This is a genomic window from Neobacillus niacini (genome assembly GCF_036961885.1).
Classification (GTDB): Bacteria; Bacillota; Bacilli; order Bacillales; family Cytobacillaceae; genus Neobacillus; species Neobacillus niacini_H.
The window spans coordinates 44,075-61,085 of record NZ_JBALNQ010000008.1 but is presented as its reverse complement, the minus strand read 5'-3'; the positions used below and the strand labels follow the sequence as shown (position 1 = coordinate 61,085).

At 32.6% G+C, this 17,011-nt stretch carries 14 protein-coding genes; all 14 read right to left on the bottom strand.

Annotated elements, in window-relative coordinates; translation table 11 throughout:
• Nucleotides 1–44: 44 nt before the first annotated feature.
• Nucleotides 45–1,058: a UDP-glucose 4-epimerase GalE gene (galE, locus tag V7124_RS03945; RefSeq protein WP_335486247.1), complete on the bottom strand. Its 1,014-nt coding sequence runs from the start codon at nucleotides 1,056–1,058 to the stop codon at nucleotides 45–47.
• A gap of 117 nt (nucleotides 1,059–1,175) precedes the next feature.
• The gene (locus tag V7124_RS03940; RefSeq protein ID WP_335486244.1) at nucleotides 1,176–2,564 is read right to left on the bottom strand and encodes a sugar phosphate nucleotidyltransferase; all 1,389 of its coding nucleotides are present in this window, start codon (nucleotides 2,562–2,564) and stop codon (nucleotides 1,176–1,178) included.
• A 71-nt stretch (nucleotides 2,565–2,635) separates the two neighbouring features.
• Complete coding sequence (locus V7124_RS03935) at nucleotides 2,636–3,955, bottom strand: UDP-glucose dehydrogenase family protein (RefSeq protein WP_335486241.1); 1,320 nt, start codon at nucleotides 3,953–3,955, stop codon at nucleotides 2,636–2,638.
• 548 nt (nucleotides 3,956–4,503) lie between these two features.
• Nucleotides 4,504–5,616, bottom strand: coding sequence for a UDP-galactopyranose mutase (glf, locus tag V7124_RS03930; RefSeq protein WP_335486238.1), 1,113 nt, complete (start codon nucleotides 5,614–5,616; stop codon nucleotides 4,504–4,506).
• A 224-nt stretch (nucleotides 5,617–5,840) separates the two neighbouring features.
• Complete coding sequence (locus V7124_RS03925; RefSeq protein ID WP_335486235.1) at nucleotides 5,841–7,316, bottom strand: flippase; 1,476 nt, start codon at nucleotides 7,314–7,316, stop codon at nucleotides 5,841–5,843.
• Nucleotides 7,317–7,620: 304 nt separating this feature from the next.
• Nucleotides 7,621–8,514: a glycosyltransferase gene (locus V7124_RS03920; RefSeq protein ID WP_335486232.1), complete on the bottom strand. Its 894-nt coding sequence runs from the start codon at nucleotides 8,512–8,514 to the stop codon at nucleotides 7,621–7,623.
• A 29-nt stretch (nucleotides 8,515–8,543) separates the two neighbouring features.
• A complete protein-coding gene (locus tag V7124_RS03915; protein ID WP_335486228.1) occupies nucleotides 8,544–9,698 on the bottom strand; it encodes an O-antigen ligase family protein in 1,155 nt (384 codons plus the stop codon).
• Between the two features lie 32 nt (nucleotides 9,699–9,730).
• Nucleotides 9,731–10,957, bottom strand: a complete 1,227-nt coding sequence (locus V7124_RS03910; RefSeq protein ID WP_335486225.1) for a glycosyltransferase — start codon at nucleotides 10,955–10,957, stop codon at nucleotides 9,731–9,733.
• 67 nt (nucleotides 10,958–11,024) lie between these two features.
• The gene (locus V7124_RS03905) at nucleotides 11,025–12,251 is read right to left on the bottom strand and encodes a glycosyltransferase (RefSeq protein ID WP_335486222.1); all 1,227 of its coding nucleotides are present in this window, start codon (nucleotides 12,249–12,251) and stop codon (nucleotides 11,025–11,027) included.
• A 20-nt stretch (nucleotides 12,252–12,271) separates the two neighbouring features.
• Nucleotides 12,272–13,150 (bottom strand): polysaccharide pyruvyl transferase family protein, encoded by an 879-nt coding sequence (locus V7124_RS03900; RefSeq protein WP_335486219.1) that lies wholly within the window; start codon nucleotides 13,148–13,150, stop codon nucleotides 12,272–12,274.
• 36 nt (nucleotides 13,151–13,186) lie between these two features.
• On the bottom strand, nucleotides 13,187–14,332 hold the full coding sequence (locus V7124_RS03895; RefSeq protein WP_335486215.1) for a glycosyltransferase family 4 protein: 1,146 nt from the start codon (nucleotides 14,330–14,332) through the stop codon (nucleotides 13,187–13,189).
• Between the two features lie 151 nt (nucleotides 14,333–14,483).
• Entirely contained in the window at nucleotides 14,484–15,095 is a 612-nt protein-coding gene (locus tag V7124_RS03890) for a glycosyltransferase (RefSeq protein ID WP_335486212.1), read from the bottom strand.
• Nucleotides 15,096–15,319: 224 nt separating this feature from the next.
• Nucleotides 15,320–15,979 carry a glycosyltransferase gene (locus V7124_RS03885; protein ID WP_335486209.1) on the bottom strand — a complete coding sequence of 220 codons (660 nt, stop codon included), beginning with the start codon at nucleotides 15,977–15,979 and terminating at the stop codon, nucleotides 15,320–15,322.
• A complete protein-coding gene (locus V7124_RS03880; protein ID WP_335486206.1) occupies nucleotides 15,976–16,803 on the bottom strand; it encodes a WecB/TagA/CpsF family glycosyltransferase in 828 nt (275 codons plus the stop codon). The genes V7124_RS03885 and V7124_RS03880 overlap by 4 nt, the downstream gene beginning before the upstream one ends.
• Nucleotides 16,804–17,011: the final 208 nt, after the last annotated feature.

Here is a 17,011-nt window from a genome sequence, read left to right as displayed (position 1 = left end):
ACAAAAAAGGAAAAGAACATTTATTCTCTCCTTTAACCAATTAATTAATTTGAATAACCATTAGGATTCTTCTTCTGCCAATTCCATGTATCACGGCACATCTCTTTAATTCCTCTTTGAGCAGACCACCCTAACTTGGTGTTAGCTTTGGAAGAATCTGCATAACAAATTGCAACATCTCCTGGTCTCCTATCAACTAATCGATACGATATCTTTATACCTGATTCTTGTTCAAAGGCAGAAACAAGCTCTAATACACTATATCCAGTACCTGTTCCTAAATTATATGCTTCCACACCGTTAGAGTACATAACCTTTTCAAGTGCCTTTAAATGTCCATTTGCAAGGTCTAGCACATGGATATAATCTCTTACTCCAGTACCATCCACTGTTGGGTAATCACTTCCAAACACTTTTAGTTCGTCTAACTTGCCTACAGCTACTTGAGATACAAATGGCATTAAATTATTGGGGATTCCATTTGGGTCTTCTCCAATCATACCACTTTCATGGGCACCAATTGGATTAAAGTAACGCAATAACGCAATGCTCCAGTTATTATCAGAAACATACAAATCTTGTAATATATCTTCAATCATAAGCTTAGTTCGTCCATATGGATTGGTTGCACTAAGCGGAAAATCTTCTGAAATCGGAACACTTTCAGGCATGCCATATACAGTAGCAGACGAACTAAACACTAAATTTTTTACACCATATTTCCCCATAACATCAGCCAGAATTATTGTCCCAGTGATATTATTATGATAGTAATGTAGTGGAATCGAAACCGATTCTCCAACTGCCTTTAAACCCGCAAAATGGATAACTGCTTCAATATTATTAGTTGCAAATACTTCCTCAAGAGCACTTTTGTCCAGAAGGTCAATCTCGTAAAAATAAAATTCTTTATTGGTTATATCTTTTATTCTCCTTAAAGACTCGGAATTACTATTAGAAAAATTATCAATAACAATTAATTCATAACCATTATTCAACAATTCTACGCATGTATGACTACCAATATATCCTGCTCCACCTGTGACTAAAATAGCCAATTAAATTCCCCCATATCTTAAGAGTTAAAGTATATAAAAAATATCTATAGAAGAAACACTCTTTTTCAAGTGTTCTATCTATAGGCATCATATTACAACCGCCTATCCCTCTTCAATTTATAAGATCACTTTAGCTTTTGATTTTTGGAAGTGGTTAATGACATCATCCCATTCAAAATACAAACGAGTAAAGTCTTCATCACTTATACCCATACCTGTTTGAACTTCAACAAATTCCAACTCAGAAAATGCTTTAATACCGTGTTTCTTCCCTGCTGGAAGGTGAATGATATCCCCGGCTTTTACCCGAGTTATATAGTCATCCAAAGCCAATTCGCCTTCTCCGCGGACAATGGTCCAAACTTCATCACGTAAATTGTGATAATGATAGCTTGAATTCTTTCCTTTATGAATACAAATCCGTTTGGTTACCATTTCATTTCCGTCATCATATTTCGCATAATCAAGCACACGTGACCAGCCCCAAATTCGCTCTTCATACATGGGAGGCTGTTCAAATCCGCTAATCAATTCCTTAATTCTCGGGCTTGAAGCTTTATCCGCAACTAGGATTCCATCAGGACTTGCAGCAACGACAAGATCTTTTACGCCTATAACGGTAACAGGAATATCAAGCTCGTTTATCAAATGGGTATTTTGCGAATCATCACTTAATACACCCTTACCAATTTGGCAAGTAGCCATTTCCTCTGTTAACGTATTCCAAGTTCCAAGATCCTTCCAATAACCATCATAAGGAAGTGCCACAATATGATTCGCCTTCTCTACTACTTCATAATCAAAACTAATCTTAGGCAGATTTTTATACTGGAGTGATAGTTTATCATAATGAAGTGGTAAATCTTTTTCTATCAAAATATCAAGTAAGTACTTTAATTTAAATGCAAATACCCCACAATTCCAAAGTGCATTCAAGTCAATAAGAGTTTGTGCCTTTTCTTCACTTGGCTTCTCAGTAAAATGATTCACTGTAAAATAGGAATCACCTGTTACAGTATCCTTTGGAACAATGTAGCCATATTTAGCGGACGGATAAGTTGGTTTCACACCGACCAATGCCAAATCTGCTTTAGAATCTAGTAAAACATTCTCAATTTCTTTTACTTTTTCAAAAAAGCCATCCTCAACATAAGGATCAACGGGTAATACCACAACTACTTCATCTTCTGATACATTTTGAATAGAATAAAGATAAGAAGCAGCTAATGCAATAGCCGGGAAAGTATCGCGACGTTCAGGCTCAATAATTAAAGGTACATCACTTCCTAATTGTCTATGAATCATATCTCTTTGCATTTTAGAAGTAGCAATGACAGAAGAATCAGCAAGACCGACTGTTTCCAGTTGACCCCATACACGCTGAACCATTGATTGCTTTTCTTCATTATTACTTTCTAATACTTTTAAAAACTGCTTGGATCTTGTATCATTTGATAATGGCCAAAGTCGCTTACCCGATCCTCCGGATAATAATACAAGCTTCATAATGTCCCTCCATTAAAAAAACAGGTCACTTGGACCTGAGTCGATTTATCATACTTAAATTTGCTACTATACTATGCAAGAGAGTATTCTAAATTATTTACAGTTTCTCTACCAATGGAATCATAAGTCAGGTTTACCTTTTTAACGCTTACCAGATCATAACAGTTTCTTCCATCAAGAATGATTGGTGTTCTCATTAGTTTATTGTATTTTGTTAAGTCAAATTCTTTGACTTCATCCCATTCTGTAAAGATGAAACATACGTCAGCCTCATTAATGGTATCTTCTATCGTATTGCAGTAAGTAATTTCATCTGGATATATTTTCTTAAAGTTATCTACACCTACAGGATCCCAAGCTTTTATATTTGCGCCATCCTCAAGCATAATTGGGATATTCACGAGTGTTGGTGCTTCCCTTAAATCGTCAGTTCCTGGTTTGAAAGTTAAACCTAGAACAGCTACATTCAACCCTTTGAAACTATCAAAATACTTGCGGGATTTTTTTATCAATTTAAGCTTTTGATTTTCATTCACATCAATTGCTGCCTTAATAGTCTTTATTTCATTATCATGGAAGTTTGCTAGCCAGTGAAGCGCTTTTGTATCTTTTGGGAAACAAGAACCACCATAACCTATACCAGCATTTAGGAAACGATTCCCTATTCGACCGTCGTATCCCATTCCACGAGCAACATCTTCTATATCAGCTCCAATGATTTCACAAAGGTTTGCTATTTCATTAATAAATGATATTTTTAAGGCAAGAAAGTCATTGGAAGCATACTTGATCATCTCAGCACTTTTCCTATTTGTAACCACAATCGGTGCGTCAAAATCCTTGTAAACCTCTTTTAATACTTCTCCTGCATATGGTTCTTCTACTCCTAAGACAATTCTTGAGGCATGTAGTGTATCCCTAACAGCAGTACCTTGTGCCAAAAACTCAGGATTAGAAGCTACATATACATTTACATCGTGTACTAATTTAGATTTAATCATTTCTTCAATCTTATCATTGGTACCAATTGGTACTGTAGATTTAACAACTACTACACAATCTTTCTCAATACTCCCAGCAATTTGCTCAACTACACCATATACATAACTTAAATTAGCAGAACCATCCCTTTTTTCTGGGGTTCCAACACCGATGAAAATAACATCTGCATCTTTATATGCTTCTTTAAACTCAGTTGTAAAATTCAATCTTTCTATATTTTTAGCAAGTAATTCTTCAAGGCCTGGTTCATAGATAGGGGAGATCCCAGCCTTCATTAAAGCAACTTTTTTATCATCTATATCTACACAAGTAACAGAATGCTTATGTTCTGCCAGACAAACACCCGTAACTAAGCCAACATATCCAGTTCCAGCAACAGCAATTTTCATCTTAGTCACACCTTCAATATAAATTTCTTTTTTAATGAACTTTGATACTTGATTAGCAATTAAGCGCAATAACTATCACAATAATAATAATATATTCAGCCCTTACTAATAAACCCAATATGTTCCTTCATGTGAACCTAATGAATGAACTAAAAATAAATGTATCACTATCATCATGCATAACAGTTAAAGGCACAGAGAACAATCAATGCTAAAAGCAAGACAACTAGCTTAAGATTAATAGCCTTTATTCTCTTTATTTATAAACTTAAAAAAAGTATATTAAACTCTAGTGTAGTGTATAAACAGAAATAATCAACCAATACAATACCGGTTGACTCTCCCCTCTATTCATAGCGTGATGCCTTACCCTAACAAAAAAATCCTACTAATCTATAATTCTCGACAAAAACTGGATAGTGACAGGCACCCATATTTAAGATATTACCTGCTTTACTCGAGTTAAATGAAACTAATGATATTCGCTTTAACCTCAAGCAATCCTCCATACTCTTCCTACATTTGTGTATTAGTAATATGCACTAATACTAATTACTCTTGAATTCCTGGTTAACAACAGATATTGCTGCTCCGATTACTTGATGCATATCATAATACTTATACATACCAAGTCTACCACCGAAAATAACATTAGGAGTCCTTTTTGCTAATTCATGATATTTATTAAAAACCTCATTGTTCTGTTTATCATTCATTGGGTAATATGGTTCGTTCCCTATTTCCCATGTTCTTGGATATTCTTTTGTAATAATTGTCTTTGATTGATTACCAAATTCAAAATGTTTATGCTCTATAATGCGTGTATAAGGTGTTTCAGCATCTGTATAGTTAACAACTGCGTTGCCTTGATAGTTATCTAGATCCAATACACTATTCTCAAATTGCAAGCTTCTGTATTCCAATGCACCATATTGATAGTCAAAAAATTGATCAATCATTCCAGTATACACAATTTTTTTAGCATCTTTTAAATATTCATCTTTGTTTTCGAAAAAGTCTTTCTCTAATTCAACATCGATTAAGTCACTGTTTAGCATTTTTTCAACAATTTGGGTATATCCTCCTATTGGTATACCCTGATATCTATCATTGAAATAATTGTTATCATAAGTAAAACGAACAGGCAAACGTTTAATGATAAAAGCAGGTAATTCAGTTGCTTTACGCCCCCATTGCTTTTCAGTATAACCTTTAACTAATTTTTGATAGATATCTGTTCCAACTAATGAAATTGCTTGTTCTTCTAAATTCTTTGGTTTATCAATACCAAATGCTGCTTTTTGATCATTAATTTTTTCCTTTGCTTCATCGGGTTTTACTACACCCCACAATTTATTAAATGTGTTCATATTAAAAGGCATATTATAAATTTCACCATTATAGTTTGCTATTGGACTATTTGTATACCTATTAAATTCTACAAATTGGTTGACATAATCCCAAATCTCTTTATCATTTGTATGAAAAATATGAGCCCCGTACTTATGAACATTTATACCCTCTATTTTTTCTGTATAGATATTTCCAGCAACATGATTTCTTTTATCAATAACCTTTACTGTTTTACCCCTTTTTGCAGCTTCAAAAGCAAATGTGCTACCAAATAAACCTGCACCAACAATTAAATAATCATAACTCACTTTTTTCCCTCCTATATTGTTCTTCTTTATAAAAGATATTTTTTCAATTAAAAACTCCTCAGAAATACAGTACGAGGAAAATAACAGACTTATAAACAATAAAATATATTCATTTTCTAAAATCACATGCTTTATTTACTTATGGGAACATAGTATAAGATATAAACAATTTTGGGTATCGGCTTAGAAAAGGATTTTGCTGAAAAAATATAAAAATCGGAAGTCTAATTTTTTTGATCATTTTTTTTCTTAATATACTTATCAATTACTTGACCTTTCAATTCAATTACAAATGGCTCTTTGAAGATATTTAAAACGCTAGCATATACAGCAAAAAACAAAACAGAGGAGATAGCTAAAGTAAAGAAATTAGAAAGACCTAGTCCCATAACCCATATCGATGCCAGTGTGGCTAATACTAATCCTAAAAGAATCGATTTATAATGGATTTTTGAAAACATTGGCATTATAATATCTTTAAGTGCAATATACTGTGCAATAAATACAACAATTTCTGCAACTAATGTACCAATAGCTGCACCTGTTGATGCAAGATTGGGTATCAAGATTATGTTAATTATCAAATTGACAATTGCACCAGCAATCACTGAAAATAACACAACTTTTTCTTTTCCCTTTGGAACAAGTATCTGAATACCCATAATGTTGGTCATACCAATAAACAGTAGCGTCGGCATAATAACCTGCATAGGAAATACAGCACCTTCATATGCATTCCCGGATAAGAAAAAAATACCGGAACGAGCAAATATCATAAAATACAATGTCAACGGTGCCGCCAATATGATAACAAAATTCAGTGTTTTTTGGGTAATCCTTAAAAATTCATCCTGAAATCCGTGTTCAATATAAAAGGATGCCCTGGGTAAAATTACGGTACCCAAGGAAGTGACTATACTAACCAAGATCATTTTGATCTTTACCGCTGCATAATAGTATCCAACTTCCTCATCATTTTTTATAAAACCAAGCATTATTTTATCAAGGTTTGTATATACCGTCGTTGCCATAGACATTGCAAAAAAGACAAATATTGGTTTCATATGCTTTTTAAAATTATAATTTCCAACTGGGCGCATGCCAATATATTTACGAACATTAATAAAATTTAGTAAATTTGATCCTACTGCAGCTAGTATAGATATACCACCATAAATTACATAATCACTTTGCTGATGAATCAACGCAAACATTGCTATCAAAGCCACAAATTTAAAGATCATAGATCTAATTGTAATGTAAGCATATTGTTCAAGTGCTTTATAAAGCCATTCCACACCGATTGTATTAAATAAAATTGTTGAACTAACAATTAAGAATAGAATTTTGGACTCTTGGAGTCTCGGTACAGTAGATAAGGCAATAAAAAATGCAATATAGGCTACAAAGCTCATAATGATATTAATAATGAAAATTTCCTGTACGTTTTTTGTTAATTCTTCCTTATTATCCCTTATCTTTGCGCATGTTCTTATACCATATGTAGGAATACCCAGCTGAGCAAACATTGCAAAATAAGAAATAACAGAAATAGCAAATGTAACTTTGCCCATACCCTCTGGCATAAGTATTCTTGATACATACGGAAATGATATTAAAGGGAATATAAATGACGACATTGTTAATATACTATTCATAATAAAATTAAATCTTATAGATCTTAGATTTGCTGATTTCATTTATAACTCCTTATTATATAAATACCACATCATTCTCTATTTCCTTACATAACTATTCTTTATGCACTTCTAATGTTTCAACCATTACAACATGTACCTATAAAGATGGATTAGAAATTCATATAGTGAATAAACAAGTAATTTTACCGTACATTGTACATTATTCCTTTAAACTAAAACCGATAAGGCAATTTCCGGTATTAATTACGAAAAAATTCCCCCACTATTGATAATTTTCTAAAAAAACATATCTGAACTACACCGAAATTACCATAATAATACTACTTTAATTTTCCTTATTACTTTAGATATCATTATATTTTGTTACAATTACAGGATTAAAGAAAAACCCTGCTAATAAACCTTTAGTCATAACATATAATTTTTTACGTCTAAATTCACAGTTTTTCCTAAATAAAATTTGCATAGCTAATTTAAATGTACCTTTGATAAATGAAAATAAACCGCCATATTTTCTGCATATATAAATCCTATTTCTGAAATTATAATAATATCTATCCAATCTATTCTTCGATTCTTCAATAATATTTGTACCTTTATTTTCAGCCATTTTGTGTATTACAACACTATCAAGATCTACATACCCTTGCTTAACTCCATTTAATCTTGTTGTGTATTCTAAGTCATCTCCGTATATGAACATTTCAGCTATCGGAATACCCACATTTCTTGCAACACCAAGATTAATGAAACATCCAACAAATGAACAAAATGTTACTTTAATTAGATGCTTATCAATTATCTCATTTTCACCTAACCACTTTGTATCAATTTTTTGTGCATTCATAGTACAAATGGATCCATCTGTCCACCTTACTACACTAGATAAAAAAGAAAATTGATTTTTAATAGAATTCGCCTTAGATACTAAAGATTCTAATGATGATGGTTGAGGTATTGTATCATCGTCCATAACCCAACAATAATCATAAGATTTCTGCAGTGCCGTTTTAATTCCAATCGCAAAACCTCCAGCGCCCCCTACATTCTTACCTGTATTATGATAAAAAACTTTATTAGAAAGGAACTTCTCACAGACTTCCTTTGTCCCATCAGTGCTATTATTATCAATAATTAATATATCAAAGTCTAGATAACTTTGGTTTTGTAAGGCATGTAAGCATTCTTCTAAAAATTTTTTCCTATTATACGTCACAATTAATGTAAGTATTTTCACAGAATATTTCTCCCATTCGCTGTTTTACTTTATTTTGTATTTCGTTTGATATACTGAGCATTTGCACACAAGGTTAACAGGATATAGAAATAAACACTCGAACTCATCACTTCGCTTATCATTGAAATACTGTATGCTACAATTGCAGAACTCAGAATACTTATTGCCATCTTCTCTGTTGTATTTTGCAATTTTGTTATTGCAGCATATACCATATTAATAAATAATGCTAAACCAATAATCCCACCGTTAAACAAAATATCCATAAACTGATTATGTGTTCCTGTTGTATATCCAATTAAAATATTGAAACTTTTTTCAACACCCAAACCGTGACCTATTCCCCAATAACCAGGCATTTGTGCTAAAACACTATCCCAAATGAATGTTCTGCCATTAAGGGTTAAAGATTCATGCAAAATATCTTCAATAAGCCAAGAAAATTTATTTTGAATTTTAGTGAAAATTATAAGTACACTAGTTAATATGGAACCCAAGAAAACGATAAATATAGAGCGTTTTATTACTTTTACAAACTTTAGAGATAGTATTATTACTATTGCAAAAACTACAGTACACAACAATGATGTGGAAACGCGATTAATTATAATGAAGTATAAAGAACTAAATATGCTTATCGGAACATATAGTTGCAATTTTTTTCTTTTACTAATTAGTAAACCAAATAAGGATACTGCATATGCAAGGTAGGCAATATCTCCAATCCTTGTTCTTATTCCAATTAGATAAGAAATACTAGCCTCACTATTTTCTGCATAATCGATACCATTTTGAAAGAATGTTATTAAGTTAACCAATAATATCATCGACAACACACTTGCAATGCACTTTACTGTATAGTGCATATCCTTTCGTATCCAAAACTGTAGTATAATACATGTAGATCCATATAAATAAAACTGCATGAACCATACACGTATATCACCAGAGTTCACAAATGTAGGCACTAAAAGAAATGTAAGAAGTGCCAAAACTGAAACAATAAAGCGGTCCAACCGAACCCTCTTTGTAAGTATTAGATAGGTAGCATAAATTAATGCTAATATCTTACCTAATGAATAAAGATCATGGGCAATTGGCACTCCATATGCACCCAAAGGCTGGCACAGTGCCGTTATAGTTAATGCAAATATTATTTTGCCAACATTTATTTTATATTCCATATACATCTAACCACACTAACGAAAAGTTTGTTTCATTCATTAATTAATTTAAAATATTTATTTATTTCACTTGCATTATCATTTTTTTCAGAAACCAAATTCAAATTAAGTTTCCTTTGTAAATCCTCTGATTGCAATACTTTGATAAGACCCTTAGCAAGAAATTCGCTATCTAATTTACAAATAATTCCTGTTTCTTCATTCACGATTGAATCATAGATTGTATCATATGCAGCAACAACAATCGGCTTGTTCAATATTTTTGCTTCATCTAGCGCAATCGACTTTCCTTCATATCTTGATGGTTGGAAAAATACATCACAATTTTTTATATAGGGATATGGATTTTCCCTAATCCCAAGCAAAACCACATTATCTTCCAGGCCTTCTTTTTTTATATTCTGTAAGATCTCTTCTTGTAGTTCCCCTGTTCCTAGGATGTACCATACAAATTCAATGCTTTTATTTTTCAAAATTCTACATGCCTTGATTCCTATATCATATCCTTTTTGGTGTACTAATCTGCCAATAGAAAGAAGTATCTTTTTTTCATTGGCATTCTTAAACTCATCGGGATAAAACTCATCTGCCATCTTTCTAATAGATAAACCGGAAGAAATATTTTCAATCACCTTAATCTTAGGTAGCAAATCAGGAAAGTATTTTTTTAAGCTATCGGCACAAGAATTAGATATCGTAACGATGTAATCTGCTTTATCCAAAAATCTTTTTTGAAAACTTACATTATAGCCAAGTCGATCAAAATCATTATGCATCCACACGATTTTTTTCTTTGCACTAATATTTTCGATTGCATAATATGTTGTTGTGCCATTTAAATAGGCCAAAACAACATCATATTCCTTTTGCAAACTGGAAAGATTTTTCCCTTCAACATACCAAAGTAGTTCATTTTCAGACATTTCATTATGCTTTGAGTTTATCCTTTTTCTTACAGTCCAACTCAATTTTTTAATTAACTCGCCTAAACCAATATTATTTGCTTTGATTAGTTGTTTTAGTGGAGTTGAATAAATAACTAAATCTCGAGGTGCATTAACTATATTTACAAATGAAGGAATCTGACTTAAATTAAAAGAAGCATCTATTTTATCTACCACCATTAAATCAAATACATATTGATTATTTTCAAGTATACTTTTATCGATAGAATTAAAAAATGACACAAGGCTTTTTTCAGCACCACCCATTTTTAATCCTGTAATCAATACTAATATTTCTTTCACATCTTTTTCCATCCAATCTACATTGAATTTACTACCAAAAAATCAATAAAGTATAGCTTGAAATTGTCTTTAATGATTACTACATTAATTGTAGTATATTTTCCGCAAAATCTTTATAATTTTTATTCGCCTGATAATTTATAAACCAATATCTACGCGCTGATCTACGTAAATGCGTGTATTCATTGTCTGACATCCGAATAATACAGGCTATTTTATCTGCAAGTTCTCTATCTGAAAAATTCTTGTTTAACAAATAGCCGCTCACGTTATTAACAACAATTTCAGAAGTTCCACCAACATCCGTTGCAATTGTAGGGATTCCAAATGAGATGGCTTCCATAATTGATACTGGCAGCCCCTCTGATGTACTAACATTAACAAAAAGATCTGCAGGATTCTGGCGATAATATTCATAAACCTGTGTATTTGCAACTGAGCCCTTAAAAACTACTTTTGAAACTTTCAATCCATTCGCTTTTTCCTTCACTTTATCTAGTAATGGACCTCCCCCGATATGAGTCCAGGCTATTTGATACCCTTCGCCTTCCAGTATTTTCAGAGTGTCTATAATCCTGTCCACCCTTTTAATTGAAGTTACTCGGGAACAGGAAATAAGATGAAACCATTCTTTTCGGTCAGAAACGCCTTCCCCATGATCATAGGTACCTAGACGAGCTGTCGTAATCTTGTTTCCGTAAGCGGGGAACTTCTTCTCCAAATAATGAGTGCCATTATCTGAGCAAGGAAACACTTTATCTAAATTTTCTAACAAGAATTGACGCCGAGGCAGGTAGCCTCTCTGATGAATGTCCTCATAAATATCGAATCGGTGTGCACGGGAAACAGTTTTTACAGGAATGCCTATCTCCTGGAAATAAGTTTTAATCTCTATCGCTATCCGCGCAGTGATGTAAAACCAATAACTATATACGAAAACTTGATCAGTCGCTTGAAAGTCATTCTTCTTCAAATAGTGTATGATTTTCATTGCCTGATCTCTTGCAGCATTGTCAAAGTACGCATCGAGAAAACGATGTTTTAACCTTCCATGGTACCCCCACATTGTGAAAATGGCTTTTGAGGCACACTTTCCTTTGCGGAACTTTGTATTACTAGATTCAAAAAGCTCTGTAGTAACATTTTGTTCATCGATTTTCCTCGTTTGTGGATCTCTAATCATAGCATCAGTTGGAAAAATGAAAATCCGATCGAACTCTGCAGAAATTTCACTTATTTCACTTTCGAGGAAGCTTTCCCCAGCTCTATATGGAAATTTCGTATCAATTAATATAAGATATTTCATTACTTATCCCCTTTTGGCCTTTAGGATATCTGCTCCTCTACAAATTTTAGTAAGCAGTCACGCATACCACGTTTCTTTTCTTCAACATCCTCTGACCTAATTTTGTATTGGTCTATTACATCATTATAACTTGGTATATTATTTCCATCGTTTATAAAAAATGCAGGATTAGTTATTCCAAATCCACTATAATAATCGTCGAATTTATAGCCACTTCCTGGAATTGAAGACACCTGAATTCTCATATTTGGAATATTAAAGCTATCAGCACAAACGCAACCATGTAGGGAACTTGAAATAATAATGCTACATTTTGCAATATCTTTTATTACTTTAATGGGATCCTCACGTAGATCAATAATTTTAATTGACGGAAATTTTTTCTTGAAGCCTTCATATATTCCATTATTTTGAAAAATATGTTCTTCTTTATAATGTGGGATTATACCAACTTCAAATTCTTTGTCCGGAATTTTTCCTAGTAAATCTGCCGTTAATATTCCTCCATCACACAAAACAGGATTTATTTTTCTACCAAGTGATTCTTCTATCACCTTCTGTGTTAGAGCTCCTCTCACTGCAATAAAATTGACATTTTTACGAACTAGTTCCAATTTCCGCCCACTAAAATTCTGTAAAAGTCCAGTACCCCAGACTGCATATGGTGAGCTTACAGGTCCGCAAATCAATTTTTTGGCTGAGTCTTTGATATTATTTTTTATACCTGAATATTTATTACCCCAAATTGCACCACCACAACTACCAATTCCCATCACATCAAACTTCGAAACTGATTCACAGTGTTCGATTTCACGTCCGGTTACCATTGGTACAATATATTCATTTAGCAGGTCACCCATATTTGGTAATTTGGCATAATATAATTTGACTGGTTTCATTTTGATAGTTCCTCCTGTGTATCCCTAACGATTCATTTATATCTTGACATTTTCATTAATTGTAAGGCTTTTTAATATTTTTTCACAAGTGCTGTCCCAATTAAAAATATTGATAATTCTCTCTTTTGATTGAATACCCATATTTTCATCTAATTTTTCCAAGGACTTAATCATTGTTTTCAAATCATCACAAAGGAATCCAGTGACACCATTATCAATAATAAAATTCGGACCAGGTGCATGTCGTGCTACTACTGGACATTCTTGATACATGGCCTCTAGGATACTCATCCCAAAAATTTCATGTTGATTCATATTTATTAAACAATCAATAGCTTTATAATAAGAATGCATTTCTTGATTTGGGACAGCCTCCAAATATTTAACTCTTCCTTCTAATTTATACTCTCTGATTTTTGAAAACAAAATCTCTTTTAAACTACCCTTTCCTATCAATAGTAAAAAATACCTATCATCAAGTTTATGCATTAATTTTAGAATATCCAACGGTTGCTTATACTCTTCTAATCGCCCAACAAAAGCTAAAATCTTTTTTTTAATTGGTAAACCCAGCATTTTTCTCAAAGCGTTCTTGCTTTCTAACACTTGAGGAATAACATTAAAATCAAGACCTACTGGTAGGACTTCTATATTCCTTACGCCCATTGTTTTCAGTTGATCTTTGACATGTGGTGTTTTTACAAAAGTAGAGTGTTCACTAAAATAGCCTATATTTCTTCTAGAAAACGAATTCATAAGAATACGTTTTAAGTAATTCTTACTATCACTAAACACAGTACCTATATAATTATAAAAATTGATTTTATGCTTTTTACAAAATTTCATTACATGTGGTGCATAAATCTGATTATCACTTTGCAATTGCAAAATATTTATCTCATAATCTAAAAGTACAGAGCATTTGAAGAAACCATGATTTACAATATTCTTTGCTGGTACATGAACAATCCGAATATTTTCAGAAACAATTTCTTCATTTCTCTTTTTCAGTTCAGAATTTAGTAAAAAAATGAATACCGAATATCCACGTTTAGCCAAAGCCTTCGCTAAGCCAACCTCTTGAAGATTATAGTATCCCTTTTGACCACTTGAACCACAATATAGACGTAATATTCCAAAATTCTTATCAACTCGATTAATTGTAGTAGCATCTTTCAACATGTAAAATTCTCCTTTGATACAATCCTTTGTACCAACCAGAAATTAACTTTATCTTTGTACATCAGCTGTGATTTCTTCTTTATAATCACAAAACACTTTTTTAGTATGAAAATATTTTTACCAAAAATAGGATGAGCAAACGAAAGCAATTTCAACTGTCTCCTTTTTTTGCAGGTGGTTTGGCTAAAACCTTTTCATAGATATTTGTTAAATCCTTATAATTCTCTTGTGCAGTGTAATGCTGTTTATAGTATTCATAAGTACTCTTGAACAAATCATCTTTCTCAATTCCCATTGCCATCACAATCTGAACAACATCAGCGATTTCTTCTGATGAGTAAGGGTCAAAAGTAAATCCCGTTACTCCTTCAATAACTAGACTTTCCACGTTGCCTATAGCGCTACCCAAAACTGGGGTTCCACACCCAAACGCTTCTACAATAGTCATTGGGAACCCTTCATACAATTGAGTTGGTAATATAAGTGCCATACTCTCAGCAATATGCAGAATTGCACTTTTATTTTCTACAAAGCCCAACATTTTGACGGACTTCTCAAGCGAATTAGCTATTATGAATTCTCTACACCATTCTTCTTCTGGGCCAGTTCCGCATACTAATAGAATTGGCGTAAATTCACTGTTAACGGACAGTAACTTCCACGCTTTCAATAGTTTGTCTATACCTTTAGTTTTATCAAGACGACCAGCAAAGATGAACTGATTCTTCCTGTGACATTCCTTTCTGTATTTATTTTTCTTCATCTCAATTATCCTTTCAGCCTTTTATTGATTTTCCAATTTACATTATCTTTTAAAAAAATATATATATGCTTTCTTCCTTTTATAAGAGTTTTATCTGTAATCAAAAATAAAATTCATTTAAAATGGTGCCTCTTGGTAAAACTAAAATTATAAAAAATTATTAAACCTATTAAAGCTAAGTAGTCATATAAAAAATAGAGCTATTTTTCTATATTCTAAGTCTTTTATTCTATATTTATAAAATTTGGTTTAATAAAAACCTTTTCCGGATCGATAATCTTCTTTTTACCTTTATTCAACTCAAGAAGTTTTAACATATTAAATTCAGTCAAACAAATATAATTCAGTTTCTTGTAGGTACCAAAAAAACGATGTAATTTTAGTGTGACAACACATGCAATCGTTTGTAATTTGCTTTGTCTATAACACGAATACTTAATTGCACACTTTAGCCCTTTGCTGGTGCAATCCTCACAGATATTACCATTTCGATAAAATGTTGCAGCTGGACAAAGCATTCTAAAGTTGTGTATGGTCTGAACCACTGGGACCTTGCATGCGAAAGCAGCATAATACACAGATGGAGAAATCAAATTCAGTGTGTTATGAACATGTACTATATCTATATTTTGCTTTTTTATTACTTCTTTGACCTCTCTATACGTTTTAATAGAGAACACTGTTGTAAAAGGTAAACACAGTTTCTGAAACAAATTCAAATCTTTCAATTCGGAATTGTTCCTACTATAAAATACTACCTCATGTCCCTTTTGTTTTAACAACTTCGTCTCATTTGCGACAACAGTATCTTCCCCGCCAGGGATTTGATAATAGTTGTGAACAATTAAAATTTTGGGCTTTGATATTGTCTTTTCCATTTTCATTTACCTTCCACCATAACCAACCAGATAAACTTAGTATTAGTTTGCAAATATCTATTAAACAGCCTCTTCGGCTCTTGAATTAACCGATATACCCACTCCAAATTATTATTCTGCATCCACTCTGGCGCTCTATTTATATTGCCAGCAATGTAATCAAAACCAGCACCTACTCCAAGCATTAAGCCGTCCAATAAACCTTGGTGTTCTGCCATCCATTTTTCCTGTTTAGGTGCACCTAGCCCGATCCACACAAAATCAGGTTTAGTCTCATTAATTTTTTTTATAACTTCCTCGTCTTCCTCAGGCGCTAACGGGCGAAACGGAGGACTATACATTCCAGCAATTTGAATACCGGGATATTTAACAGTTAACTGTTTAAAAAGTTTATCGAGTGTTTCTTCAGTGGATCCGTAAAAAAAATGACGGTAACCAATTTCAGCAGAAACCTTAAACAACTCACTCATCAAATTGGGACCAGTGGTTCTACTCATATTTTTATGTCCACGCTTCCGCCCAATCGTACTGAGTGGTCCACCATCTGGAATTGCCATTAGACCACTGTTTTGAATGTCACAATATAACTTATCCTCATAAGAAGTAACAGTTGTATGAACATTGGAAACACAAATGTAATCACCTGCAAGCCGGTTTCCAGTTACACTCTTTACGTTTGCTCTTAAATAATCTAGCAACCACTCAATATTTATTGCAGCTATTTCCACACCAAGAATATTACAGGTGGGGATTTTTGACTTGTCCACAATACGCTTGAAAACAGGTGTTTTATTGTAAAACTTTATCCAAGAATCATTTTTTTTTTCCATCGTACTTCAACCTCCTGTCATATACTTGTGCCGAAAAATAAAAAATACGTTGAATAACTGTCCGCCCTAAAAAAGCATACTTATGTTATTCGTAAACTCACAAAAATATATAGGCTAGTGGGTTTAACCAAGAAATATTTATTTAATCTTTCAAGAACAAAAATTTACTTTTTCCATACCAATCATTTTAAAGGTTTTTTAATTTATA

What these genes read in the sequence shown, in the direction of transcription:
- V7124_RS03880 (WP_335486206.1), bottom strand. Translation starts at nt 16,803, where the DNA reads ATGGAAAAAAAAAATGATTCTTGGATAAAGTTTTACAATAAAACACCT.
- V7124_RS03925 (WP_335486235.1), bottom strand. Translation starts at nt 7,316, where the DNA reads ATGAAATCAGCAAATCTAAGATCTATAAGATTTAATTTTATTATGAAT.
- V7124_RS03940 (WP_335486244.1), bottom strand. Translation starts at nt 2,564, where the DNA reads ATGAAGCTTGTATTATTATCCGGAGGATCGGGTAAGCGACTTTGGCCA.
- V7124_RS03935 (WP_335486241.1), bottom strand. Translation starts at nt 3,955, where the DNA reads ATGAAAATTGCTGTTGCTGGAACTGGATATGTTGGCTTAGTTACGGGT.
- V7124_RS03905 (WP_335486222.1), bottom strand. Translation starts at nt 12,251, where the DNA reads ATGAAATATCTTATATTAATTGATACGAAATTTCCATATAGAGCTGGG.
- V7124_RS03885 (WP_335486209.1), bottom strand. Translation starts at nt 15,979, where the DNA reads ATGAAAATGGAAAAGACAATATCAAAGCCCAAAATTTTAATTGTTCAC.
- V7124_RS03890 (WP_335486212.1), bottom strand. Translation starts at nt 15,095, where the DNA reads ATGAAGAAAAATAAATACAGAAAGGAATGTCACAGGAAGAATCAGTTC.
- V7124_RS03895 (WP_335486215.1), bottom strand. Translation starts at nt 14,332, where the DNA reads ATGTTGAAAGATGCTACTACAATTAATCGAGTTGATAAGAATTTTGGA.
- V7124_RS03915 (WP_335486228.1), bottom strand. Translation starts at nt 9,698, where the DNA reads ATGGAATATAAAATAAATGTTGGCAAAATAATATTTGCATTAACTATA.
- V7124_RS03900 (WP_335486219.1), bottom strand. Translation starts at nt 13,150, where the DNA reads ATGAAACCAGTCAAATTATATTATGCCAAATTACCAAATATGGGTGAC.
- V7124_RS03910 (WP_335486225.1), bottom strand. Translation starts at nt 10,957, where the DNA reads ATGGAAAAAGATGTGAAAGAAATATTAGTATTGATTACAGGATTAAAA.